This window comes from Parageobacillus galactosidasius (assembly GCF_002217735.1).
In the GTDB taxonomy this organism is placed as follows: domain Bacteria; phylum Bacillota; class Bacilli; order Bacillales; family Anoxybacillaceae; genus Parageobacillus_B; species Parageobacillus_B toebii.
Genome location: NZ_NDYL01000002.1, coordinates 1,940,450 through 1,964,875, shown reverse-complemented (window position 1 = coordinate 1,964,875; position 24,426 = coordinate 1,940,450). Strand labels below are relative to the sequence as shown.

Here is a 24,426-nt window from a genome sequence, read left to right as displayed (position 1 = left end):
AATGGCGATGCAGTTTAGCGTTTTAGCAAGCGGCAGTACAGGAAATGCATTTTATATAGAAACAGGACAACAGAGGCTGCTTGTCGATGCGGGATTAAGCGGAAAGCAATTAGAACAATTATTCGAGCAAATTGATCGCGATTTGCGTGACTTAACGGCGATTTTAGTGACACATGAGCATAGCGATCATATTAAAGGATTAGGCGTCATTGCCCGAAAGTATAAACTGCCTATTTATGCGAATGAAAAAACATGGAAGGCAATGGAAGGGTTAATTGGCGATATTCCCACCGAGCAAAAGTTTATTTTTCCATTAGGCAAAGTGCGTTCTTTTGGCGATCTTGATGTAGAGTCGTTCGGCGTATCACACGATGCGGCAGAGCCGATGTTTTACGTATTTTATCATGAAGGAAAAAAACTTGCGTTAATTACGGATACAGGCTATGTTAGCGATCGGATGAAAGGGACGATCAAAAATGCCGATGTATTTATTTTTGAAAGCAATCATGATGTGGAAATGCTGCGAATGGGAAAGTATCCGTGGAACGTCAAGCGCCGCATTTTAAGCGATGTTGGTCATGTTTCTAATGAAGAGGCGGGGCTAGCGTTAGCCGATGTGATCGGAGACCGCACAAAACGAATTTATTTAGCGCATCTAAGTCAGGATAATAATATAAAGGAATTGGCTCGGATGACGGTGGCGCAAACGTTGGCAAACAGAGGATTGGCAATCGGAGATCAGTTTGATTTATATGATACTGACCCGAAAATAGCAACGAAACTTGTGTATGTATAATCGCCATTTCGTCAAAAATAGGTAAATATGTTTGTCATGAGTGTTGGTTCATCAGCACGTCTATGTGTTGATAAATGGATTTTCTATTCTTTAAAAGAGTATAATGGGAATAGATATGCTTTCTTTTTGAACAACGATCGTTGCTGAAAGGGTTGATGCGCATGGGATATTACGATGATCACTACGAATACCAGCAAAAACAAAAGGGAAACCGTGGCCGCTGGTTTTTTTCCGCGTTAGTTGGCGCTGTTTTAGGAGGGTTATTAGTAGTAATTTCTGTCCCAGCTCTTTCAAAATGGAATGTGCTTCCTTATCAAGTTACACCGAGAGAGAGTGAACAGGTACAAAATGAAGAAACAGCAAAAGAACCTGCTATACGGCAACAAGTTTCTGTCGATGTGTCAAGCCAAGTAACAAAAGCGATTGATAAAGTATCCGATGCGGTTGTTGGCATTGTAAACATTCAAGAAGCGAACTTTTGGTCGCAGGGTGGAGAAGCGGGAACTGGTTCAGGCGTCATCTATAAAAAAGAAAATGGGAAAGCATTTATTGTGACGAACCATCATGTTGTCGAAAACGCCAGTGAATTAGAAGTAAGCTTAAAAGATGGAACAAGAGTGCCAGCGAAGCTGTTGGGAAGCGATGTGTTAATGGACTTAGCAGTATTGGAAATTGATGCGAAGCATGTCAAAAAAGTAGCTGAGTTTGGCAATTCAGATACAGTCAAACCGGGAGAACCAGTCATTGCGATCGGCAATCCGCTTGGGTTGCAATTCGCTGGCTCTGTTACGCAAGGAATTATATCAGGAACGAATCGAACCGTAGAAGTTGACTTAGACCAAGATGGTACTCCGGATTGGAATGCAGAAGTATTGCAAACGGATGCTGCCATTAACCCGGGCAATAGCGGTGGCGCCCTTGTCAATATTCAAGGGCAAGTTATTGGCATTAACTCCATGAAAATTGCCCAAGAAGCAGTGGAGGGAATTGGATTTGCCATCCCAAGCAATACAGCGATTCCGGTAATTTCAGATTTAGAAAAATACGGACAAGTACGCCGCCCATATATGGGGGTAGAACTTCGCTCCTTAAGCGATATTTCTTCTTATCATTTGCAAGCAACCTTGCACTTGCCAAAAGATGTAACAGAAGGTGTGGCTGTCATTCAAGTAGTGCCAATGTCTCCAGCAGCGCAAGCGGGATTAAAGCAATTTGATGTGATCGTAGCATTAGATGATCACAAAATTCGTGATGTGTTAGATTTAAGAAAATATTTGTACACAAAAAAATCGATTGGCGATACAATGAAAGTAACATTTTATCGAGACGGCAAAAAACATACAGTGACGATAAAATTAGAGAAAGAATCGTTTTAACCATAAATAAAAAAACAAGGAGCGCTATATTCGCTCCTTATTCTTTTTCCACATGTGGATAAAAGGAGATGAGAACATGTTTTTCTGCTGTGAAGAACATATCGATATAGCCATCGACATGTATGTGGATAAAATGGAACAAGCGCCGAATATTTCGTTTATTTCTGTGGATAAGTCAGAGAAATCATGCGATTTTTGTACGAATAAAGCCGCATATATAGTGGGGAACTAATGTTTTTTACACAATATGTGGATATATACTGTGTATATGTGGATAAATGTTGTGGATATTTTGTTTGTAAAGTGGGGATGAGTTGTGCATATTCACATTATTTCTGTTGGTAAGTTAAAAGAAAAATATTTGATGCAAGGGATTGACGAATATAAAAAACGATTATCCAGTTATGCGAAAGTTGATATCATTGAAGTTCCTGATGAAAAAGCGCCAGAACATTTAAGTGAACAAGAAATGGAGCAAATTAAACAGCGGGAAGGGGAACGCATTTTAGCGAAAATTCCCAATGACGCGTATGTGATTGCCTTAGCGATCGAAGGAAAGATGAAATCGTCCGAGCAATTTGCCGCCAGCCTAGACAAACTTGCCACTTACGGAAAAAGCAAAATCGCCTTTATCATCGGCGGTTCGCTCGGCTTAAGCAAACAAGTGATGCAGCGCGCCGATGAAGCGTTATCGTTTTCCAAAATGACGTTCCCGCACCAGCTGATGCGTCTCATTCTCCTTGAACAAATTTACCGGGCGTTTCGGATTAACCGGGGGGAGCCGTATCATAAATAAATTTATGAAAGGAAGGCGCCTTACGTCTTTATACTGTCAATAAAGATAGAAGCCGTGATCAAAAAAGTCACGGCTTTAAGTTTACCCTTAATATGCTCCTACTTCTTTGTTATCCATTTTCGTGTAGAACATTAATGGGAAGACAATGATCTTGACCTACTATGTAGACGAAAAAGGGCAATCATTATTTTTCCATTGATACAGCACCGCCTGTTTGAAAGAAATACAAACCGAAGGAAGAAGTATATCATAAGCAATTTAAAATAATCTTATTTGATAGATAATTTAGCAGGTAAAAAGACTTAGTGATTTTGTCATTGCTTTATATTATTATTTATTGAATAACTGATAAGTGGAAGAGTAAATTAATTTTATGATATGCAATGTAATTAATATTGTGTAGTTTAATATTAGGTCATAGAACTACATAATAATTTATTGACAGGACAAGCTAAAAAGTGTTAGCATGAGTTTTAAATAACCAATAATGAATGATGGATATGTAATTGTCTGATTTGATATCCACGTATATGGTTATGAAATATAATACCCTTCATTGATTTTAAGCATTGAATCGATGCGATGACCCGAAAGGTGAGATTACGAGCGGTTGCTTGTCAATCGAAGGTGGATTTGAAAGGAGCTATTCAATGAAAGAGTTTCATACGTTCGGTTGGTATGCCGCCAGGATTTCTCCACATTTACCGAAAAAGGCGTTTCAACCTGTTCCGTCCCGCCTATTTGGAGGTTTCGCTTATTTGTCGTTAACCATCGGCTGCATCCTCGCTGTTTCTCTCTTGCATCTTCATCCGGTATGGAATCTCCTCCTAGCTGTTGTGTTAGGTTTCAGCTTTGCGGCATTGGGGTTTTTAGGACATGAAATTTTGCACGGCACGGTCGTACGAAAGCCGTGGCTGCGTGATATTCTTGGCGCAATCGCATTTTGGCCGCTATGCACAGGTCCGAAGCTGTGGCGAAAATGGCACAATGTGACTCATCATGTACACACACAAGATGAAGAAATGGATCCGGATGCATGGCCTAGTTTAGAAAGGTTAGCCAAAAGCCGTCTATTGCGCTGGGTATACAAAATTCCGTTTCCAATTCGTGCGTTTTTCGCTTTTAGTTCATTGTCTGTTATGTTTACGCTTCATTCCATCAAGATGTTAATCTATTTCTTCAAAGATTTTCAGCTGAAAAATCGCAGTGTGGTGCTGCTTCAGTTTTTCCTGCCATGGTCCACATGGATTGGGCTGTTGTTTTTCATTGGATTTGAGCGTTGGTTTTTTGCCTTTTTGCTGCCTTTGCTGATTGCTAATTTTATTGTAATGAGCTATATCTCTACGAACCATCATTTAAATCCGTTGGTGCCGGTGAATGATCCGCTGGCAAACAGCCTTACCGTAACGGTGCCAAAGTGGATAGATGTGCTTCACTTTAACTTCTCGTATCATACCGAACATCATCTGTTTCCAGCGATGAGCTCGAAATATTACCCATTAGTGAAGGAGCACATTAAACGAATGTGGCCGGATCGGTATCACGAATTGCCAATGGGAAAAGCGTTAGCCGCGCTTTGGAAAACACCGAGAGTATATTATCAGCAAAACGAGCTGATCGAGCCGCGGCAAGGACATGTTTACGGTTCGTTAGGCAACGGGTTGGATCCTGAAAATATTACTTATCGAAACATGGAGGCAATGCCGTTTTCCAGCTTGGAAGAGAAACCGATAATCATAAAAAAAGCAGTGGGAAAAGAGAATAAGTAACAAAAAGGATTCTTCATCATGAGAGTGATGAAGAATCCTTTTTACTTGATGTTGTCTTGTTCATGACGCCTGTCATCCATCGTTTCGTTTGAACCATATTTGACACTCCTTTTTCTTATTTTTACAATCATTATGATAAAAAAGAAAATTGAAGCGATTATTGTGAAAATGTTGAAGAAGGAAGGAGATGTGTTGTATCCATTTACAAAGGGGTTATCGTTAATCGGATGATGAAGATTTTAGGGAGAAATATAGATGTGATGGAATGAGAAGGTATCATTATTGGTTTTGGAGATAAAGAGAAAATTGGTCATGTTCATGAGGGCGTTGTTTGTATGAAAGGGGAATCTGTTATGGATATTCAAGTAAGCGCCGCAGGAGCCATCGTAGCACTGGTTGTTGCCATTGTGTTGATTTTACGGAAAGTTTCCCCCGCCTACGGGATGATTGCTGGTGCTTTTGTCGGCGGAATCATTGGCGGGGGAAACGTGACAGATACGGTCACGGTGATGATGGATGGAGCAAAAGAAATGATTCCTGCGGTATTGCGCATTTTGGCGGCAGGAGTGTTAGCCGGGGTTTTAATGGAATCGGGGGCAGCGGCAGCGATCGCTGAAACGATCGTTCGAAAGCTTGGGGAAACGCGGGCTTTGCTTGCGCTTTCAGTGGCGACAGCGCTGCTGACTGCGATCGGCGTGTTTGTGGATGTCGCAGTCATTACCGTTGCGCCGATTGCGTTAGCGATCGCAAGCCGCGCCAACTTATCAAAAACGGCGATTTTGCTGGCGATGATTGGCGGCGGGAAGGCGGGGAACATTATGTCACCGAACCCGAACGCCATCGCTGCTGCGGATGCATTCCATATTCCGCTGACATCATTAATGGCAGCTGGAGCCGTTCCAGCAATATTCGGGCTCGCTGTTACGTATATCATCGCCAGAAAACTTGCGCAAAAAGGAACGCTTATTTATGATGTGCAGGAAAGAAAAAGCAGCGGACAAACTCCTTCGTTCTTTGCGGCTATTATTGCTCCGATTGTCGCGATAGTATTGCTTGCATTGCGGCCGTTGTTTGATATTGCGATTGACCCAATGATCGCCCTTCCGGTTGGCGGTATCGTTGGTGCGTTGGCGATGAAAAAAGGGAAGAAGTTGAATGATTATGCCATATCCGGGTTATCCAAAATGTCTGACGTTGCCATCATGTTAGTCGGAACAGGGACATTAGCGGGCATTGTTGCCAATTCCTCGCTAAAAGATGTTATCATTAACGGTTTGGATCATTTCGGGTTACCAGCATACGTGCTAGCGCCGATTTCCGGGATTTTGATGTCTGGGGCGACTGCTTCCACAACGGCGGGAACAGCTGTTGCCAGCAGTGTATTTGGTGAAACGATGATGAGTCTAGGTATTTCCGCATTAGCCGGGGCAGCGATGGTTCATGCCGGGGCGACCGTATTGGATCATTTGCCGCACGGAAGCTTCTTTCACGCGACAGCGGGCAGCGTCCATATGGAGGTCAAAGAACGGCTGAAACTAATTCCGTATGAGTCACTCATCGGCTTGACACTGGCTGTCGTATCGATGCTGATTTTCGGAGTCTTCCAATGATTTTCATAATCACAATGAGGAGGAAAGAGGATGAAAGTGATTATTGCGCCAGATTCGTTTAAAGAAAGCTTATCCGCGCTTGAGGTGGCGAACGCGATTGAAAAAGGGTTCCGCGATATATTTCCTGAAGCGGAATACGTGAAAATTCCGATGGCAGACGGCGGAGAAGGGACGGTTCAATCATTGGTCGATGCGACAGGCGGGCGAATTGTGAAAACGGAAGTGACAGGACCGCTTGGGGATCGTGTCCAAGCCTTTTTTGGCATGCTTGGGGATGGAAAAACAGCAGTCATTGAAATGGCGGCCGCCTCTGGATTGCACCTTGTTCCGAGTGAAAAGAGAAATCCGCTTGTGACGACAACGAGAGGGACAGGGGAATTGATTCTCGCTGCGCTAGACGAAGGAGCCGAGCATATTATTATCGGCATCGGTGGAAGCGCGACAAACGATGGCGGGGCTGGCATGATTCAGGTGCTTGGCGGGCGTCTTTTAGACCGGCATGGAAAGGAAATCGGACCTGGGGGCGGGAGCTTATCCGAGCTTGCCGACATTGATTTGTCAGGACTCGATCAACGGTTAAAACATGTAAAAATTGAAGTTGCGTGCGATGTTGACAATCCATTGACAGGTCCAAAAGGCGCCTCGGCGATTTTCGGTCCACAAAAAGGAGCGACGCCCGAAATGGTCGCGACACTGGATAACAATTTAAAGCACTATGCGGATGTCATTGAACGAGTGTTAGGAAAGCAAGTAAAAGATATTCCTGGTGCCGGGGCGGCCGGAGGACTTGGCGCTGGATTGCTTGCCTTTCTCGAGGCGAAGCTGAAGCGCGGAGTGGAGATTGTGTTAGAAACGGTGAATTTTCATGAACGAATTCAAGGCGCATCGCTAGTGATTACGGGGGAAGGACGAATCGATAGGCAGACGATTTTTGGAAAAACGCCGATCGGCGTAGCAAAAGCGGCAAAACGATACAATATTCCAGTCATTGCCATTGCCGGCTCTGTATCCGATGACAGCGATGTCGTGCGAAGCTATGGAATTGATGCGCTTTATAGCATTGTCCCGGGAATTATTCCATTAGAAAAAGCATTAGCAAATGCTCGGTATTATGTTACCCAAACCGCCCGGAACATTGCAGCGGTTTGCAAAATTGGAACAAATATGAAGTAAAAAAGGTTCTTTATCCCAGAACCTTTTTTAATTTTTACTATTAAAAGAAAATTTAAAATATTTTATAATAAATATTATTATAGTAAATACAGGGGGATGAATATGGAACAATTTGTGAATTGGTTAAACAGCATTATTTGGAGCCAATATTTGGTCTATCTTTGTTTGGCAACCGGTCTTTTCTATTCGTTGCTCACTCGCTTTTTGCAAGTGAGGCATATGAAAGAAATGATTAAACAAATGTTTCAAGGCAAGAGCTCTGAAGCAGGAATTTCTTCTTTCCAGGCTTTATCGCTCGCGTTGTCCGGACGGGTCGGGACAGGAAACATAGCAGGTGTCGCGACTGCTATTGCATATGGAGGTCCTGGTGCCGTATTTTGGATGTGGCTCATTGCTTTCGTAGGGGCAGGTTCCGCTTTTGTGGAAGCAGCGCTCGCGCAGGTGTATAAAACGAAGCAGGACGGTCAGTTTCGCGGCGGACCAGCCTACTATATTGAAAAAGGGCTAAAAATGAAATGGTATGCGGTATTGTTTGCTATTGTTACGGTGTTGGCGACCGGGGTGCTGTTGCCGGGTGTGCAAGCCAACAGCATTGCCGCGGGAATGGAAAACGCGTTTGGCATCAGTCCGACGATTACAGGAATCGGAATTGCCGTTCTTTTAGGCGCCATTATTTTCGGGGGTGTGAAGCGGATTGCCCGTGCGGCCGAATTGATTGTTCCATTTATGGCGTTAGGATACATTATAGTGGCTTTATTTATCGTATTTGCGAATATTACCGAACTCCCTCATGTACTCAGCTTAATTTTCCGAAGCGCCTTTGGTATGGATGCGGCGTTTGGAGGAATTCTTGGTGCCGCAATTTCGTGGGGAGTCAAACGGGGAATTTATTCCAATGAAGCGGGACAAGGAACTGCACCGCATGCAGCCGCTGCCGCAGAGGTGTCGCACCCAGCAAAACAAGGCTTAGTTCAAGCATTTTCGGTCTATGTCGATACATGGTTTGTTTGTTCGGCAACTGCATTTATGATTTTAATTACCGGCATGTATAACGTGACACCGGAAGGAAAGGCGCCGATTGTGCAAACACTTGGCGATGTAGAGCCGGGACCTATTTTTACGCAGAAAGCAGTTGAAACGGTATTCCCAGGATTCGGTGCCCCGTTTGTTGCGGTTGCTCTATTCTTCTTTGCGTTTACGACCATTATGGCGTATTACTACATGGCAGAAACAAATTTAGCGTATATTACAAGGAGAATGAAAGCTAGCTGGCCGCAATATGCGTTAAAAGTGGCGATTTTAGGGGTAGTGTTTTACGGATGCGTCAAAACGGCAAAACTCGCTTGGGCACTTGGCGATATCGGTGTCGGAAGCATGGCATGGCTCAACATTATCGCGATTCTTTTATTAACGAAACCAGCATTAAAAGTTCTTAAAGATTTTGAAGAACAGAAAAAGGCTGGCAAAGACCCAGTCTTTGATCCGGTGAAACTAGGCATTACCGGCGCGGACTTTTGGGAAAAAGAATATCCAACTTCCCATGCTAAAGCGGTAAATGAAGATTGATTATATCGTAAAAAGAAAGGGAGCTGTCTCATATTTAAGAGGCAGCTCCTTTTTGTACTAGAGGCCATGAAGCAATCATTTCGAGCGTTCCGTTTATGGAAAAACGCCCAAATTGATATGGAAGAATGAAATGATCCCCTTTTTTTAGATCGTATGAACCGCCTTCCGACACTAGCTTGCCTTCTCCATTAAGGACGCTAACGATGAGAAAATGTTTCGTTTGGTCCAAGTTGACAGTTCCATTAATCTCCCATTTTTGTACACCAAAGTAGTCGCTTTCGATAAATGTTGTAATCGTGGCATCGTCAACTTGGGTGATGTGCGGATGAACATTCGCGTCGCGATGTGGAACGGTAATGACGTCTAACGCTTTGTCTAAATGCAGTTCGCGTTTCTTCCCGTTGCTGTCGACGCGGTCATAGTCATAGACGCGGTATGTTGTGTCAGAGCTTTGTTGTGTTTCTAAGACAAGCGTCCCTTCGCAAAGGGCGTGAATTGTGCCGCTAGGGACATAGAAAAAGTCGCCAGGTTTAATCGGAATTCTGCGAAGCAACTTGTCCCATTGGCCGGTTTCCATCATTTCTTTCAGTTCTTCTTTCGTTTTCGCATGATGTCCGTAAACAAGTTCCGCATCTTTTTTGCAGTCAATAATATACCAACATTCTGTTTTTCCAAATTCGCCATTTTCATGTTTTTGTGCGTATGCGTCATCAGGATGCACTTGCACTGATAAATCAGCGTTGGCATCTAAAATTTTCGTCAACAAAGGAAAACGGTCTGATGGAAAGTGGCCGAATAAGTCGCGTCGCTCTTCCCATAATTGGCCAAGCGTCATTCCTTGAAACGGCCCGTTTTTAATCACGGTTTGTCCGTTTGGATGTGCGGAAACTGCCCAGCATTCCCCTGTGTGTGTTGACGGGATGGAATAGCCGAATTCATCCGCCAATTTCGTGCCGCCCCAAATTCGCTCTTGAAAAATAGGAGTGAGAAAAATTGGCTCGATTTGCACGGAAATCACCCCTTTTATATACAATGTGCCTGATATGATTATACAAAAAAGAAAGGCGCTTTGCACTGATCACGAAGAGCACAAATGTAAGTGCATTCTATTAGCATAATGATATAGTTTGCAGATGCAACAAAGGGCCGCCTTATCGGGCAGCCCTTTGTTATGATGGATCGTCCTCTATTTTGTTTAAAGGATATTTCGCCGGTCCTTCGACGACATCGCCGTGAATGGAGAATCGCGAGCCGTGGCAAGGACAGTCCCATGTGCGGTCGCCGCTGTTCCATTCCAGTTCACATCCCATGTGGGTGCATGTCGTGTCAACGATGAACAATGTCCCGTTTTCGTCCTTATACGCACCGGCACGTTTCCCGTTCACGACAACAACTGCGCCTTCGCCGTTTGCCAAGTCTTCCGGATTGCGGACGACCACCTCCACTTTTCCTTCGATGAGGTGTTTGGCGACATCAAGGTTTTGCGTGAGAAAATGTTTGACGCTCGGATCGGCATAAAAGCGCGATGGCGTATATAAGTCATGGTAGCGGTTGTTGCGTCCCATGACTAAGTCGCTGAGCAATAGCCCCGCGATTGTCCCGTTGGTCATCCCCCATTTTCGGTATCCTGTCGCGACATAGATGTTCGGCGTGCCTGCGGTCATGTTTCCAATGTAAGGAACTTTATCAAGTGTCGTTAAATCTTGCGCCGACCAACGGTATGGGATGTCAGTGACGGTAAATAGCTGAGAGGCAAAGCTTTGCAGTGCCTCGTAATGTCGCATCGTCGGGACGCCCTGTCCTGTCTTGTGGTTTTCGCCTCCGATTAAAATCAAGTTTTCCCCGTTCATCGTTGTGTAGCGGATGGACCGCTTCGGGTTATCAGCGCTCAAATACATGCCGCCTGGGTATTGCTCCGCTATTTTGGCTGCCAATACGTAAGAGCGCTCTGCGTACATGCGTGAAAAATAAAAGCCGCCGTCATAAAACGGAAAATGGGAACAAATGATGACATGTTTACACGTAACCCGTTTTTTGTCGCGGGTGACGACGGCAAGCGCCGCTCCTTGCTCGATATCGGCGGCGGGCGTGTATTCGTAGATTTTTCCACCTGCCTCGACAACAGCGTCGACTAGTTTCATTAAGTATTTCAGCGGATGAAATTGCGCTTGATTTTTCATCACTACCGCAGCTTTCACAGGGATCGGAAGAGGAATCGATTCAACAAACGCTCCGTCAATGCCAAGCTTTTCATACGCCTTCCATTCGTTTATTAATTTTGTTAACGATGAGGAGGAATTGGTGTATATATATGCATCTTGCTCAATAAAATCGCAGTCAATCGCTTCTTGTTCGATTGTACTTCGAATAAAACGCAATGCTTCCGTACATGCTTCGTAGTACAGTTTCGCCTTTTCCTGTCCAAGGTGGTTGATTAATTCATCATAAATGATATCATGCTGAGCAGTAATTTTCGCGGTCGTATGCCCTGTCGTTCCGTTCAGAAGACGATCCGCTTCTAATAAAGTGACGCGCACTCCCTGTTTAGCGAGCAAATAAGCGGTCGTGATACCAGAAATTCCTCCGCCGATAATGGCGACATCGGTGCGAATATCTTCTTCTAGTTTCGGAAACGATGGAAGCTTGACAGATGTCCGCCAATACGGCTCTAGTGATGAAGGAAGAGATAGCATATGTAACAAAATCCCCCTTACTGTGTTTTAATTTATATTAGTTTTGCTCACTTTTAGAAAAACTATCCATCTATTTTCCAACATGCAATAAACGTGTTGGGCATCTTCTTTCTTCTTTTTTTGGCAACTACACGCAACGAAAACGAAAGATGATACAATAAGAATAAAGAAGGAAGTAAATATTTTTATAAAATAATAATTAAAGGAAGATCGGAAGTGAATAAATATTCAAGTTTTTATGATGGGAATTCAACTGTTTGGCATGATAGTTCCATTTTGGAACACTATGGACTGCATGAATTAAATTTTGAATCGGTGAAAAGCTACCGGGAAAAGTTTGCAGCTGTCAAGCCAAACCATCCATGGAATGGGTTGGAGACGAAAGAATTTTTATACAAGATCGGTGCATGGGGAAAATTGCGAGATAGCAGCAAAGAAGGAGTTACATTAGCAGGGTTATTGATGTTTAGTGAGGAACGCATTATTACAGAAGTTTTACCGCAATATTTTCTCGAATATCGGGAAAGTTTGAACGGTATAGTAACGAACGATTGGACAAAGCGATTCACCTCTCAAGATGGCACATGGTCTGGCAACTTATACGATTTTTATTTTAAAGTGATCTCACAGCTTAAAAATAATGATATGGATCGCTCCATGCAAATTGCGCTGCACGAGGCGCTTGTAAACGCGATTGTTCATGCGGATTATTTAGGAGAAGGCGGCATTATTGTAGAAAAAGAAAACGGTGTGTTTCGCTTTGCCAATCCAGGATTATTTCGCATTCCGATTGATTCTGCTCTTTCCGGTCATATGAGCAATCTTCGCAATCCGAATTTGTTTAAAATGTTTATTTTGATCGGTCTTTGCAAGCGGGCTGGTTTCGGGTTAAAGCATATTGTTACAACATGGAGCAACCCTCAATACAAGCAGCCTGAATTTATTCAACATTCGAATCCAGAACGAACTGTCGTGATATTATATCCGTATGAAACAGCTGCATCATATGAAACAGATATATATCAAGATATAGAACAGCATGATGATAGTGAAATGGATCTTACATTAACGGAAGAAGACTCGAACTCCATAAATAAGCAACAAAACTCCGTAAATAACGAAGATATCTCTATAAATAGCGAAGAAAACTCCGTAAATAAACGAGAAAACTCCGTTAATAATCCGTCGGACTCCATAAATAACGGTGTTGACTCCGTAAATAAAGAAGAAAACTCCGTGAATAACGAACCTAACTCCATAAATAAACGTCTTAACTCCATAAATAATGAACTATCTTCATCTGATCCGTACAAAGAAAAGAGTGAAATTGATGAAAAACTATGGAATATTGCGGAGTTAGCGAGAAAGAAAAAACGATTGCCTCCAAGTGTGATGGAAAATATTATTTTGCAGCTTTGCGAGCAAAGACCGCTGATGTTAAAGGAACTAGCAGCACTATTGGAAAGAACGCCAGATGGACTAAGGAATAACTATTTAGGAAAACTGATAGAGGAAGGAAAAATTCGTTTAAAATATCCAGATCAGCCGAACCATCCGAAACAAGCGTATATGAAAGCGACCGAATAGGAAGGCGCCCGTTAGGCGGCCTTCCTTTTTTATGTCATATCGGAGCCTTTTGCGATGTGTGATAAATGGTGCGATAACAGATGTTGATTAGAAAATACGACTCAGGTCTTAGAGAAAAATAACGCCTCGGCTCATTATCGAAATATGAAACGGTTGGTAGGATGGAGACAGAAGGGAGGTTATCATAAAAACAATTACGTAAGAGGCACTGTATCTTCTGTTCCGTTTAGGATTCGTTGTGCCATTTCCACGCTTTCTTCCGAAGGAGGTTCAATTCCTTCCAAAGGATACTTCAATCCAAGCGCTTTCCATTTGTATACTCCTAATTTATGATATGGGAGAATTTCAATTTTTTCTACATTATTTAACGTGCGAATAAAAGCGGCGAGACTGCGCAAATCATTCGGGTCGTCTGTAATGGTTGGAACGAGAACATGCCGGATCCAAACAGGAACGTTTTTTTCGGATAAGAACCGAGCAAATTGTAAAATATGTTGATTTGTTTTTCCTGTCAGCTTCCGATGTTTTTTTTCGTCAATATGTTTTAAATCAAGCAAAATTAAATCAGTATAGGAAAGCAATTCGTTTAATTTTTGCTGGAACGACGCTTCCGCCGTGTAGCATCCTCCTGACGAATCGATCGCTGTATGAATGCCGAGTTTTTTGCATGCTTTAAATAGCTCGATTAAAAAGTCGATTTGCAACAAAGGTTCCCCGCCGCTGACGGTAATTCCGCCGCCGGAAGCGTTGATAAACGGCAAATACGTTTTTACATCATCGATAATTTCTTCTACGGTCATTTCTTTTCCTTTTCCGATTTCCCATGTGTCGGCGTTATGACAATATTGACAGCGCAGCAAGCATCCTTGTGTGAAGATGACATAGCGAAGGCCTGGACCGTCGACGGTGCCGCATGTCTCAATCGAATGAATAAACCCTTTCATCGGATGGTCTCCTTCCTAAGAGAAATATCCCCCCTCAAGAAGGAGGGGGAGATCGTTACATCGTTTCGTGGAATGTGCGGTTAATGACGTCAATTTGTTGTTCACGAGTTAATTTAATGAAGTTGACGGCATATCCAGAGACGCGAATCGTTAATTGCGGATATTTTTCTGGATGTTCCATTGCATCTAATAACGTTTCACGATTCAACACGTTAATGTTGAGATGGTGTCCGCCTTTTTCCATGTAACCATCTAAAATGGCGACAAGGTTGCGAACACGGGCATGTTCTTCTTTTCCTAAAGCTTTCGGCACGATTGAGAACGTATTAGAAATGCCATCTAATGCATGTTCAAATGGCAATTTCGCGACAGAGCTTAACGAAGCGAGCGCTCCCTTCGTGTCACGGCCGTGCAGCGGGTTCGCTCCCGGAGCAAACGGTTCGCCAGCGCGACGGCCATCTGGCGTATTTCCTGTCTTTTTCCCGTATACGACGTTCGATGTAATCGTTAAAATCGATAACGTATGTTTTGAATCGCGATACGTTTTATGTTTTTTCAATTTCGTCATAAAACGTTCGACTAAATCAACCGCAATTTGGTCGACGCGATCATCGTTATTTCCGTATTTCGGGAAATCTCCTTCGATTTCAAAATCAACGGCAATGCCGTTTTCATCTCGAATCGGTTTGACTTTTGCGTATTTGATCGCACTTAACGAATCAGCGACAACCGATAGTCCGGCGATACCAGTTGCCATCGTGCGTAAAATATGCGAATCATGAAGCGCCATTTCAATGCGTTCATAACAATATTTATCGTGCATGTAATGAATGACATTGAGTGTATTAATATAAAGTTCCGCAAGCCATTCAAGTACATGATCAAACTTACGCATGACTTCATCGTAATCTAAATATTCGGATGTAATTGGCGCAAACTCAGGACCAACTTGTATTTTTAATTTTTCATCAACGCCGCCATTAATCGCATATAACAATGCTTTCGCAAGGTTGGCGCGCGCTCCGAAAAATTGCATTTGCTTGCCAATTCTCATTGGCGATACGCAGCAAGCAATTCCATAGTCATCGCCGAATTCCACGCGCATTAAGTCGTCGTTTTCATATTGAATCGAGCTTGTTTTTATCGACATTTTCGCGCAATATTCTTTGAACGCTTCCGGCAATTGTTTCGACCAAAGTACCGTTAAGTTTGGCTCTGGCGCAGGTCCTAAGTTATCCAACGTATGAAGGAAGCGGAACGAGTTTTTCGTGACTAACGGACGACCATCGATCGCCATTCCGCCGATCGATTCTGTTACCCATGTCGGGTCGCCGCTGAATAGTTCGTTATATTCCGGTGTTCTGGCGAATTTGACAAGGCGCAATTTCATCACAAAATGGTCGACAAGTTCCTGCGCTTCTTTTTCTGTTAGCGCACCTTCTTGTAGGTCGCGTTCGATATAAATGTCTAAGAAGGTGGACACGCGGCCTAAGCTCATCGCTGCGCCGTTTTGTTCTTTAATAGCGGCAAGATAAGCGAAATAGAGCCATTGGAATGCTTCGTGTGCGTTTTGCGCTGGTTCGGAAATGTCGTAACCGTAGCTTAATGCCATTTGTTTCAATTCGTTTAACGCGCGAATTTGTTCAGCAATTTCCTCGCGAAGGCGGATAATGTCTTCCGTCATCGTTCTTGCGCCAGTGTTTTTCAAATCCTTTTGTTTTTCTTCAATCAGACGATCGACACCGTATAACGCCACGCGGCGATAGTCGCCAATAATGCGGCCGCGTCCATATGCGTCTGGAAGGCCTGTGATAATTCCCGCTTTGCGCGCTAATTTCATCTCTTCGGTGTAAACGTCAAATACACCTTGGTTATGGGTTTTTCGGTATTCGGTAAAAATTTTTTTCACTTCGTCGCTTACTTTGTAGCCGTATGCTTCGCATGATTGTTGCGCCATGCGGATGCCTCCGAACGGCATTAATGCGCGCTTAAACGGTTTATCTGTTTGAAAACCAACAATTTTTTCCAAGTCTTTGTTTAAATAACCCGGTCTGTGGGAAGTGATGGTGGAAACAATGGATGTATCCATATCGAGAACGCCGCCTTTTTCGCGTTCTTGTTTCGACAATTCCATCACTTGTTCCCATAGTTTCTTCGTCGCTTCTGTAGGCCCTTCTAGAAATGACTCATCCCCATAGTAAACGGTGACGTTGTTTAAAATAAAGTCACGGACGTCAATGGACTTTTTCCATTTTGACCCTTTAAAATTTCGCCACGGGTCTAATACAGCAGTAGCTTGTTTCATAACAGATCCCCTCCCAATCGCCTGTAACTATAACAGATCAAAAAAATATATATAACAGATTTCAACTATACAATACTATATTTATTGACGCCTAGAACAATCTATTATTGAATAGTTTGTGAAATATTGAACAATATTAAATGAATGATGGTGTTGGTATGTAACAGGGGGAAGGGAGAAAGGATCATCAATGAACATGGAGAAGGATGTAAAAAAATAAACATCTCCATCCCTATAAAAGGGATGGAGACGGTTGTTTAGCTAACTTGTTTTTTATCAGAAGGGTAGGCATGGCGCTTATGCATGCCTTTTGCATAATAGACGACAACGAGCAAGATGAGCCAGGCTGGTCCAATGATAAGTGCGATTCGTGTGTCAGGGAAATATGCCATTAAACCGGTAACTCCGACTAAAAAGGCGAGAGCGATATAAGAGCTATAAGGATAAAGCGGCATTTTATACTTTAATTGTTTTTGCTTTTCTGGGCTTAAGCGTTTACGGAAGTGCAATTGCGAAAGCAAAATAATCGCCCATGTCCAAATCGCGCCAAATGTCGCGACACTTGTGACCCATTGGAATACTTTTTCGGAAACGTAGTTTAAATACACACCGACTAACATCGCTAACGCCGTGACGATGAGGGCGACGCCTGGAATTCCGCGCTTTGTCAGTTTAGCGAAGGAAGGCGGTGCTTCTTTTTGCTCAGCCAAGTTGAAGAGCATGCGGCTTGTGCTGAAAATTCCACTGTTGCAGGAAGACAACGCAGCCGTTAAAACGACAAAGTTGATGATTCCCGCAGCGGCGTGAATGCCGATTTTTTCAAATGTTAAGACAAACGGGCTTCCTTTTTCGCCGATTTCGTTCCAAGGGTAAATGGACATGATGACAAATAATGCGCCCACGTAGAAAATTAAAATGCGCCAAAATACGCTATTGACCGCTTTGGTCAGCGATTTTTCCGGATTTTTCACTTCGCCGGCCGTAACGCCGAGCATTTCAATTCCTAAGTAGGCGAACATCACCATTTGCAAAGACATTAACACACCGGTAAAGCCGTTCGGGAGAAATCCGCCATGTTCCCAAAGGTTGCTGATGCCTGTGGCGACTCCGCCATTGCCGATTCCGAACAGAATCATGCCCAAGCCAACGATGATCATAAATACAATGGTGACAATTTTAATAAGCGCAAACCAAAATTCTAATTCCCCGTACGCCTTGACAGCGAGGAAATTGATTAATGTCATCATTATTAAAGCGGCTAGCGCCCATATCCATCTTGGCGTATCAGGGAACCAAAATTGCATATAAATGCCGGCAGCGGTGATTTCCGCGATGCAAGTAACTACCCATAAAAACCAATAGTTCCACCCGGTTAAATAACCAGCAAGCGGTCCTAAATAGTCATGCGCGTAGCGGCTGAATGAACCGGCAACCGGGTTTTCCACGGCCATTTCGCCGAGTGCGCGCATAATAAAGAACATAATCGCGCCGCTTACCGCATAAGCAATCAAAATCGCCGGTCCCGCTAATTTGATGGAAGATGCAGAGCCAAGAAATAGCCCGACCCCAATCGCTGCCCCAAGAGACATAAGAGAAATATGTCTTTCCTCTAATCCACGATGTAATTTTTGTTCATTTTTTGGAGTTTGCATAATCGTTTCCTCCTATCGATCGGGACAATTTTGTAAAAAGCAAATAAAAAATAAATTATTTTAAAAAATTTTTTAAAGCGTTTACATTTAATATAGTATATGCTGGATAAATATTTGTAAATGTATTTATATATGAAATAAGTGGTATCTTTGTTATTTAAATAAAATTAATAATATTCTAATAAATATATCATTTGCTTTGTAATATGTATTATGGTTCATGATAGGCAATAAAAAAATGGGAATGTATGGATTTATTAAGAAGTTTTTCGGCTTGTTGTGTTTGCTCGCATTGTCAAAATTTTGTACAATGAGATTCGTTCTAGGTAGATTATTAGAAGAAACGAAGGTGATGGCAATGAACGAGCAAGAAGCAAAAGCGTTCATTGAACAGCTGCAAAAAGAAGGGGTGTTGACGGAAGAAACGCGTCTTATTTGGGAAATGATTTTACCGGAACGGTTAAAGCGGATGTATGATGTACTTCAAAAGCGGACGCGTTATATTACGGTATTGACTGAAGCAGTCGACGATCCGCATAACCAAGCGGCGGTGTTGCGGACAGCGGAAGCGTTTGGCGTGCAGGATGTGTATGTCGTCACTGGAAAAACGCCGTTTCAGCCGAACCCGCTTGTGACGCGACATGCCGATAAATGGCTGACGCTGCAGCAAAAACCGGATATTGTAACGACGATTAAAGAGCTGCAAGCAAAAGGGTATCAAGTGTATGCCAGCTATCTCGGCGAAGGAACGCTTCGCCTTGGCGACATCGATGTGTCGCGGCCGACGGCGCTTCTATTTGGCAACGAGCATAGCGGTGTGTCGCAAGAGGCGATTCGTGCCGCTGATGCGACGTTTATGATTCCAATGTATGGGTTTGTCCAAAGTTTTAATATATCAGTGGCGGCAGCGCTTGCGTTATACGATGTAACCGAGAGAGCGCGCCAACAAGCAGGCGAGCGCTACTATTTACCATTTCAAGAAAAAAAGGAGCTATTTGAAAAATGGATGTGGCAAACGTTAAATCCGCGCATTCGCGAACGGCTGGCAAAGCAGCTGGGTCGTTCTGTTTAGCCTTCCCTAAATGCGAGGGAAGGATTCTTTTTTGTTTGCGGATGGAAGCAGCATGGCGAAGACCAGCTTTTTGCTGTTGTGGTCCGTAAAAAACCTTGTCGCTTCGTCCACTTTTGGCTTCAAGTCGCTTCCTTTCGGGAACATCAGCCCGTAAAACTCAGACTCGAAATGTTCTGGATCGGCGATGGTTTTGATTTTTTTATCCGGATTGTTTTTCACATACTCGCTTGCCACCGCGTTGTCCGTAACGACCGCCTCGACGCCGCCGTTTAATAAGTCCATAATCGCCACAACCGTGTTTTCGAATTTTTTAATGTTTTTATTTTCTTTTCCAAGCAATTTTTCTACTGCTGCTTGTCCCGTGGTGCCGTTTTGGACGCCGATCGTTTTTCCTTTTAAGTCAAGCGCATTTTTGATTGGACTATTTTCTTTCACCATAATCATATAGGTGGATTCAAAATAAGGAATGGAGAAATCGTATGTTTGTTTCCGCTTATCATTGATCGTGATGCCGGAGATCGCCATATCGATTTCTTTGCTTTGCAATGCGGCAAAGAGCGGATCCCAGCCGATATTTTTCAGTTCATAGTCGATGCCAGCTTCTTTCATAACCGCATCTAACAAGTCAACGTCAAAACCGACGATTTCCCCTTTATCCATGTACTCAAACGGTGCAAACGCAGCGTCTGTTCCGACGATAATTTTTTCTTTGTTTCCTCTTTTCCCGAAGAGGAAGAAGAACTCGGTTCCGCAGATTTTCCACCACATGCAGCCAACGCTGTAAGCGACGCAAGCACTACAGCGATCGTATTAATAAACCTCCTCACTATTATATTCTATTAGTTGAATTTCAATTTATAATATTCTTGAAACAAATGAATATTCATTTTTATAAAATAATGTAGCAGAAGTGGGTTGGTTTATTTTTATATTATAAATTAATTGAATATTCGTTTTGTTTTTTGGAAAACCTTATAATATATTTATGTTCTAAACAATTGGAAAATTATAATTATTATTGTAAAAATAATATTCTTTCGTTATGATGATAGAGAAGGCAACAAAGGAAAGGGGAGAATGCCTTGGTATTGATTTCTGTCGCAGTGTATATGATTGGGATGCTTCTTATTGGGTATTGGGCTTATAAACGTACGTCCAACCTTTCCGATTATATGCTTGGGGGAAGGACGTTAGGCCCTGCGGTCACAGCGCTCAGTGCGGGGGCTTCCGATATGAGCGGTTGGCTGTTGATGGGGCTTCCAGGAGCAATGTATGCGCAAGGATTAAGTGCATCATGGATTGTTATTGGGCTTACGCTCGGAGCATATGCGAACTGGTTATATGTTGCGCCTCGTTTGCGTGTATATACGGAAGTAGCAAATGATTCGATTACGATTCCGGAATTTTTGGAAAATAGATTCGGCGATACATCGAAGCTGCTTCGGTTAATTTCCGGTCTTGTTATTATGATTTTCTTTACCTTTTATGTATCTTCTGGTCTTGTATCTGGAGCGGTGCTGTTTCAAAACTCATTTGGCACAAGTTATCATACAGGGCTATGGATTGTTGCTGGTGTCGTTGTTGCGTATACATTGTTTGGAGGATTTTTGGCTGTTAGTTGGACCGATTTTGTGCAAGGAACGATTATGTTTATTGCTCTTATTCTTGTCCCGGCCGTAACGCTTTTCCATACGGGCGGTGTCGGCGATACGTTTACTACCATTAAAAACATTGACCCTAATTTGCTCGATTTATGGAAAGGAACTAGCTTCCTCGGTATTATTTCGCTGTTTGCGTGGGGTCTCGGTTATTTCGGACAACCGCACATTATTGTCCGTTTTATGGCGATTTCATCGGTCAAGGAAATGAAAAATGCCCGCCGCATTGGAATGGGGTGGATGATTTTCTCCGTTGTCGGCGCGATGTTGACAGGGTTATTTGGAATCGCCTATTTTTCTGAGCACGGTCCGAAGCTTGGAGATCCGGAGACCGTCTTTGTCAAGCTCGGAGAAATTTTATTTCATCCGCTCATTACCGGATTTTTGCTTTCGGCGATTTTAGCGGCGATTATGAGCACGATTTCTTCGCAGCTTCTGGTGACGTCAAGTTCCTTAACGGAAGATTTATATAAAGTATTATTCCGCCGTTCGGCTTCGGATAAAGAATTAGTTTTCGTCGGCCGGCTTTCCGTGCTCATTGTAGCGTTAGTAGCGTCGGCGTTGGCGTATACGAAAAACGACACGATTTTAAACTTGGTCGGCTATGCGTGGGCAGGTTTTGGCGCTTCGTTCGGTCCCGTCATTTTATTAAGTCTGTTCTGGCGGCGCATGACGAAATGGGGTGCGCTTGCCGGCATGGTTGCAGGAGCAATGACCGTTATTCTCTGGACGCAATCAGCGTATTTAAAAAGCTTGCTTTATGAAATGATTCCAGGCTTCGCTGCGAGTTTGGCGGCGATTGTGATCGTCAGCTTGTTAACAAAGGCGCCGGAAGGTAAAATTGCTGAGCAGTTTGACCGTTTCAAAGCATCGTTATAAGAAAAAAACCCGGACGTGTTGTCGCATCCGGGTTTTTTTCGTTAAATCGGCAGCAATTCCACTTCCGTTTTCGTTTTTAAGTTTTCTATCATGTCATGCCAGGCGTCTGATTTGTTTGGCAAAATCGCATAGTACGTCTGAAGAAAGCGGACGATGAGATCGGCCGGCAGCGTGTCTCCCTTATGGCTATAAGATAGGAAGCAAAAATCAAGGGCGGATACCGCTTCCCCATCATTTTTCCACGAAGGGTGGACGTACGGAAAGTTAAGCTTGCGGTAGCCGATATGGGACAACACTTCGCGGCGGACGTAAGGGTCCATCGGTTTAATGCCGCCGAACGAATGATCTTGCACGCGATAAGGGTCGTAAATTTCCGCAAACATGCCCAATAGCTCGTTGCCGTGCTTGGCGGCCATCCCTAGCAAATCTTTCTCGCGGTGTTCCATTAAAAAGCGGCCGATGCCAAGCCCTTCTTTACCGATGATTGTAAAGTCCGTCATCGCGACGTTCATGTCCGGGTAGTAGCGGTATTCGGTCGCACCGACGACATTATCGTCTAGTATGGCGACACAGACGCGCAAATTCTGGTCTTGGAGCGGTTCTTTCCACAGCTCAAACTCGAGCACTTCTTCTTCTGGAAATACTGTTTTTAGCAACTCATACATTTTTGCAAAAAGCGGGTCGTCAATGCTTGTAATTCGTACGTATTTCATCGATTCGTCCTCTCCCTTATTTCCAATCTGGGTACAAGTCGGTGCGGCGGTCGCGCCATGTCGTCACCGAACCTTTTTCCCGCACTTTATACAACAGCGACAAGTCGAGGTCAGCGGTGACAATCATGTCGTCGTTGATTTCCCCTTCGACTAAAATGCCGCGCGGTGGGAACGGAATATCGTTTGGTGTAATAACCGCGGCTTGGCCGAAGTTGGCGCGCATGAAGTCGACGGTTGGCAGCGAGCCGACCGTGCCTGTCGTGACGACATACACTTGGTTTTCGACGGCGCGCGCGTGGCAGCAATACCGTACGCGATGGAATCCATGACGGTCATCGGTGCATGATGGGCAGAAGATGACGTCTGCTCCTTTGGCGCGAACGATGCGAACGGCTTCCGGAAACTCAATGTCATAGCACGTCAACAGCGCGATCGTCCCTTTTTCTGTTTCGAACACATTGATGCTTTCTCCCGGAGCAATGCCCCATTCTTTTACTTCCGTCGGAGTAATATGCAGCTTTGCTTGTTGATGAATTTGTCCGTCTGGTGTAAATAAATGGGCGACATTATATAACTTTCCGTTTTTGCGAATAACATGTGTGCCGCCAATTAAGTACATGCCCGTTTGTTTCGCTAACGAAGTGAATAGCTCGTAATACGGTTCTGTATAATTTGGCAAGTCATCAATGGTTGCGGCTTTTCCTGAATTGGTCGGAATGGATAACAGCTGGGTGGTTATAAATTCGGGAAACAGGACAAATTCCGCTTCGAACTCTTGTGCGGTTTTTACGTAATGGGTTACTTGATCGGCAAATTGCTGGAACGAATCAATGGTATGGAGATGGTATTGAACAGCAGATACTCTCAATCGATTCACACATCCTTCTTTTAATAAATTATTTGTTTTTTTATAATATTATCACGTTTGTTTTTTTGTATAAAGCAAAAGGAAAGCAGGAGATATTCCTCCTGCCTCATTATTGATGATAGCGGCGGTACGCGCCATGATTTGTTGGCCCGACATATTGGTTGAGCGGGAAAGAATGGCGAATTGCTTCCGTAATGAACTCCTTCGCCGTTGCGATCGCTTCTTTCACCGGCTTTCCTTTCGCAAGTTCTGCAGCGATCGCAGCGGAGAACGTGCAGCCTGCGCCGTGTGTATAAGTTGTTTCGATGCGATCGGATTCCAACAATTCGAACGTTTTTCCATCGTATAGGACGTCGATCGCTTTTTCATGAGGAATTTTGCGTCCGCCTTTTACGATTACATATTTTGCGCCAAACTCATGGATTCTTCCCGCCGCTTCCTTCATATCTTCCACCGTTTCAATGCGGCTTAGCCCGCTTAATTGTGCTGCTTCGAATAAGTTTGGTGTTACTACTGTCGCTTTTGGCACAAGCACTTCGCGATAGCATACTGTATTTTCCGGATGAAGCGGTTCGTCCGCTCCTTTACATACCATTACCGGGTCAATGACAACATTGGTCAATTGATGTTTTTCAATCGTTTTTGCGGCAAGTTCAATGATATCTGTTGTCGGAAGCATGCCGGTTTTCATCGCGTCAACTCCGACGCCAACAATAATGGTTTCGAGCTGCGCTTCGATAGTAGCGAGATCGATCGGAAACACTTGATGAAACCATTGTTTATGTGGATCCATCGCGACGATCGTCGTAATCGCGGTCATTCCGTATACGCCAAGTTCTTGAAACGTTTTTAAGTCCGCTTGAAGGCCAGCGCCGCCGCTGCTGTCAGAACCGGCGATGGTCAGTGCTTTAGGCATTGCCATGGTGCATTCCTCCCTCGTATGTATCATGATTCTTTAATAATAGCATA

Annotated in this window: 19 protein-coding genes and 1 pseudogene; 11 read left to right on the top strand and 9 right to left on the bottom strand. The window is 43.7% G+C overall.

Features of this window, described 5'->3' with window-relative positions:
• The first annotated feature begins 1 nt into the window (after window position 1).
• The 8 genes from B9L23_RS19475 to B9L23_RS19440 all read left to right on the top strand — a co-directional run bounded on the left by B9L23_RS19475 (window position 2) and on the right by B9L23_RS19440 (window position 9,086).
• A complete protein-coding gene (locus B9L23_RS19475; protein WP_015865401.1) occupies window positions 2-796 on the top strand; it encodes an MBL fold metallo-hydrolase in 795 nt (264 codons plus the stop codon).
• A 161-nt stretch (window positions 797-957) separates the two neighbouring features.
• Window positions 958-2,172, top strand: a complete 1,215-nt coding sequence (locus B9L23_RS19470) for a S1C family serine protease (RefSeq protein ID WP_089098286.1) — start codon at window positions 958-960, stop codon at window positions 2,170-2,172.
• Between the two features lie 76 nt (window positions 2,173-2,248).
• Window positions 2,249-2,404, top strand: a complete 156-nt coding sequence (locus tag B9L23_RS19465; RefSeq protein ID WP_073967963.1) for a CxxH/CxxC protein — start codon at window positions 2,249-2,251, stop codon at window positions 2,402-2,404.
• A gap of 84 nt (window positions 2,405-2,488) precedes the next feature.
• Complete coding sequence (rlmH, locus tag B9L23_RS19460; RefSeq protein WP_015865398.1) at window positions 2,489-2,968, top strand: 23S rRNA (pseudouridine(1915)-N(3))-methyltransferase RlmH; 480 nt, start codon at window positions 2,489-2,491, stop codon at window positions 2,966-2,968.
• A gap of 650 nt (window positions 2,969-3,618) precedes the next feature.
• Window positions 3,619-4,737 carry a Delta(10) desaturase DesB gene (gene desB / locus B9L23_RS19455; protein WP_089098285.1) on the top strand — a complete coding sequence of 373 codons (1,119 nt, stop codon included), beginning with the start codon at window positions 3,619-3,621 and terminating at the stop codon, window positions 4,735-4,737.
• A gap of 353 nt (window positions 4,738-5,090) precedes the next feature.
• Complete coding sequence (locus tag B9L23_RS19450) at window positions 5,091-6,347, top strand: GntP family permease (RefSeq protein WP_089098284.1); 1,257 nt, start codon at window positions 5,091-5,093, stop codon at window positions 6,345-6,347.
• A gap of 30 nt (window positions 6,348-6,377) precedes the next feature.
• The gene (locus B9L23_RS19445; RefSeq protein WP_089098283.1) at window positions 6,378-7,520 is read left to right on the top strand and encodes a glycerate kinase; all 1,143 of its coding nucleotides are present in this window, start codon (window positions 6,378-6,380) and stop codon (window positions 7,518-7,520) included.
• Between the two features lie 102 nt (window positions 7,521-7,622).
• Window positions 7,623-9,086, top strand: coding sequence for an alanine/glycine:cation symporter family protein (locus B9L23_RS19440; protein WP_089098282.1), 1,464 nt, complete (start codon window positions 7,623-7,625; stop codon window positions 9,084-9,086).
• Between the two features lie 34 nt (window positions 9,087-9,120).
• On the opposite strand, the gene manA is transcribed toward B9L23_RS19440, so the two are convergent.
• Entirely contained in the window at window positions 9,121-10,095 is a 975-nt protein-coding gene (gene manA / locus B9L23_RS19435; RefSeq protein ID WP_089098281.1) for a mannose-6-phosphate isomerase, class I, read from the bottom strand.
• A 160-nt stretch (window positions 10,096-10,255) separates the two neighbouring features.
• The gene (locus B9L23_RS19430) at window positions 10,256-11,779 is read right to left on the bottom strand and encodes an FAD-dependent oxidoreductase (protein ID WP_089098280.1); all 1,524 of its coding nucleotides are present in this window, start codon (window positions 11,777-11,779) and stop codon (window positions 10,256-10,258) included.
• A gap of 216 nt (window positions 11,780-11,995) precedes the next feature.
• On the opposite strand from B9L23_RS19430, the gene B9L23_RS19425 reads away from it, so the two are divergent.
• Window positions 11,996-13,366: an ATP-binding protein gene (locus tag B9L23_RS19425; RefSeq protein WP_089098279.1), complete on the top strand. Its 1,371-nt coding sequence runs from the start codon at window positions 11,996-11,998 to the stop codon at window positions 13,364-13,366.
• A gap of 194 nt (window positions 13,367-13,560) precedes the next feature.
• Here B9L23_RS19425 and pflA read toward each other — a convergent pair whose 3' ends face one another.
• The 3 genes from pflA to B9L23_RS19410 all read right to left on the bottom strand — a co-directional run bounded on the left by pflA (window position 13,561) and on the right by B9L23_RS19410 (window position 18,267).
• Window positions 13,561-14,310: a pyruvate formate-lyase-activating protein gene (gene pflA, locus B9L23_RS19420; protein ID WP_081189688.1), complete on the bottom strand. Its 750-nt coding sequence runs from the start codon at window positions 14,308-14,310 to the stop codon at window positions 13,561-13,563.
• A gap of 55 nt (window positions 14,311-14,365) precedes the next feature.
• Window positions 14,366-16,615: a formate C-acetyltransferase gene (pflB, locus tag B9L23_RS19415; RefSeq protein ID WP_089098278.1), complete on the bottom strand. Its 2,250-nt coding sequence runs from the start codon at window positions 16,613-16,615 to the stop codon at window positions 14,366-14,368.
• A gap of 257 nt (window positions 16,616-16,872) precedes the next feature.
• A complete protein-coding gene (locus B9L23_RS19410; protein WP_089098277.1) occupies window positions 16,873-18,267 on the bottom strand; it encodes an amino acid permease in 1,395 nt (464 codons plus the stop codon).
• Window positions 18,268-18,625: 358 nt separating this feature from the next.
• Here B9L23_RS19410 and B9L23_RS19405 point away from each other — a divergent pair, with 358 nt between their 5' ends.
• A complete protein-coding gene (locus B9L23_RS19405) occupies window positions 18,626-19,339 on the top strand; it encodes a TrmH family RNA methyltransferase (RefSeq protein ID WP_089098276.1) in 714 nt (237 codons plus the stop codon).
• A gap of 93 nt (window positions 19,340-19,432) precedes the next feature.
• On the opposite strand, the pseudogene B9L23_RS19400 reads toward B9L23_RS19405, so the two are convergent.
• Window positions 19,433-20,172, bottom strand: a pseudogene (locus B9L23_RS19400) (basic amino acid ABC transporter substrate-binding protein); the annotation flags it as partial.
• Window positions 20,173-20,421: 249 nt separating this feature from the next.
• Here B9L23_RS19400 and putP point away from each other — a divergent pair.
• A complete protein-coding gene (gene putP / locus B9L23_RS19395; protein WP_062754497.1) occupies window positions 20,422-21,876 on the top strand; it encodes a sodium/proline symporter PutP in 1,455 nt (484 codons plus the stop codon).
• 41 nt (window positions 21,877-21,917) lie between these two features.
• On the opposite strand, the gene B9L23_RS19390 is transcribed toward putP, so the two are convergent.
• From B9L23_RS19390 to pdxK, 3 genes are all read right to left on the bottom strand, one after another.
• Complete coding sequence (locus B9L23_RS19390; protein ID WP_089098274.1) at window positions 21,918-22,589, bottom strand: GNAT family acetyltransferase; 672 nt, start codon at window positions 22,587-22,589, stop codon at window positions 21,918-21,920.
• A gap of 16 nt (window positions 22,590-22,605) precedes the next feature.
• Window positions 22,606-23,457, bottom strand: coding sequence for a carbon-nitrogen hydrolase family protein (locus B9L23_RS19385; RefSeq protein WP_089098273.1), 852 nt, complete (start codon window positions 23,455-23,457; stop codon window positions 22,606-22,608).
• 109 nt (window positions 23,458-23,566) lie between these two features.
• On the bottom strand, window positions 23,567-24,379 hold the full coding sequence (pdxK, locus tag B9L23_RS19380; protein ID WP_015865382.1) for a pyridoxine/pyridoxal/pyridoxamine kinase: 813 nt from the start codon (window positions 24,377-24,379) through the stop codon (window positions 23,567-23,569).
• Between the last annotated feature and the right edge of the window lie 47 nt (window positions 24,380-24,426).

What these genes read in the sequence shown, in the direction of transcription:
- B9L23_RS19475 (WP_015865401.1), top strand. Translation starts at nt 2, where the DNA reads ATGGCGATGCAGTTTAGCGTTTTAGCAAGCGGCAGTACAGGAAATGCA.
- B9L23_RS19470 (WP_089098286.1), top strand. Translation starts at nt 958, where the DNA reads ATGGGATATTACGATGATCACTACGAATACCAGCAAAAACAAAAGGGA.
- B9L23_RS19465 (WP_073967963.1), top strand. Translation starts at nt 2,249, where the DNA reads ATGTTTTTCTGCTGTGAAGAACATATCGATATAGCCATCGACATGTAT.
- desB (WP_089098285.1), top strand. Translation starts at nt 3,619, where the DNA reads ATGAAAGAGTTTCATACGTTCGGTTGGTATGCCGCCAGGATTTCTCCA.
- B9L23_RS19450 (WP_089098284.1), top strand. Translation starts at nt 5,091, where the DNA reads ATGGATATTCAAGTAAGCGCCGCAGGAGCCATCGTAGCACTGGTTGTT.
- B9L23_RS19445 (WP_089098283.1), top strand. Translation starts at nt 6,378, where the DNA reads ATGAAAGTGATTATTGCGCCAGATTCGTTTAAAGAAAGCTTATCCGCG.
- B9L23_RS19440 (WP_089098282.1), top strand. Translation starts at nt 7,623, where the DNA reads ATGGAACAATTTGTGAATTGGTTAAACAGCATTATTTGGAGCCAATAT.
- B9L23_RS19430 (WP_089098280.1), bottom strand. Translation starts at nt 11,779, where the DNA reads ATGCTATCTCTTCCTTCATCACTAGAGCCGTATTGGCGGACATCTGTC.
- pflA (WP_081189688.1), bottom strand. Translation starts at nt 14,310, where the DNA reads ATGAAAGGGTTTATTCATTCGATTGAGACATGCGGCACCGTCGACGGT.
- pflB (WP_089098278.1), bottom strand. Translation starts at nt 16,615, where the DNA reads ATGAAACAAGCTACTGCTGTATTAGACCCGTGGCGAAATTTTAAAGGG.
- B9L23_RS19410 (WP_089098277.1), bottom strand. Translation starts at nt 18,267, where the DNA reads ATGCAAACTCCAAAAAATGAACAAAAATTACATCGTGGATTAGAGGAA.
- B9L23_RS19405 (WP_089098276.1), top strand. Translation starts at nt 18,626, where the DNA reads ATGAACGAGCAAGAAGCAAAAGCGTTCATTGAACAGCTGCAAAAAGAA.
- B9L23_RS19390 (WP_089098274.1), bottom strand. Translation starts at nt 22,589, where the DNA reads ATGAAATACGTACGAATTACAAGCATTGACGACCCGCTTTTTGCAAAA.
- pdxK (WP_015865382.1), bottom strand. Translation starts at nt 24,379, where the DNA reads ATGGCAATGCCTAAAGCACTGACCATCGCCGGTTCTGACAGCAGCGGC.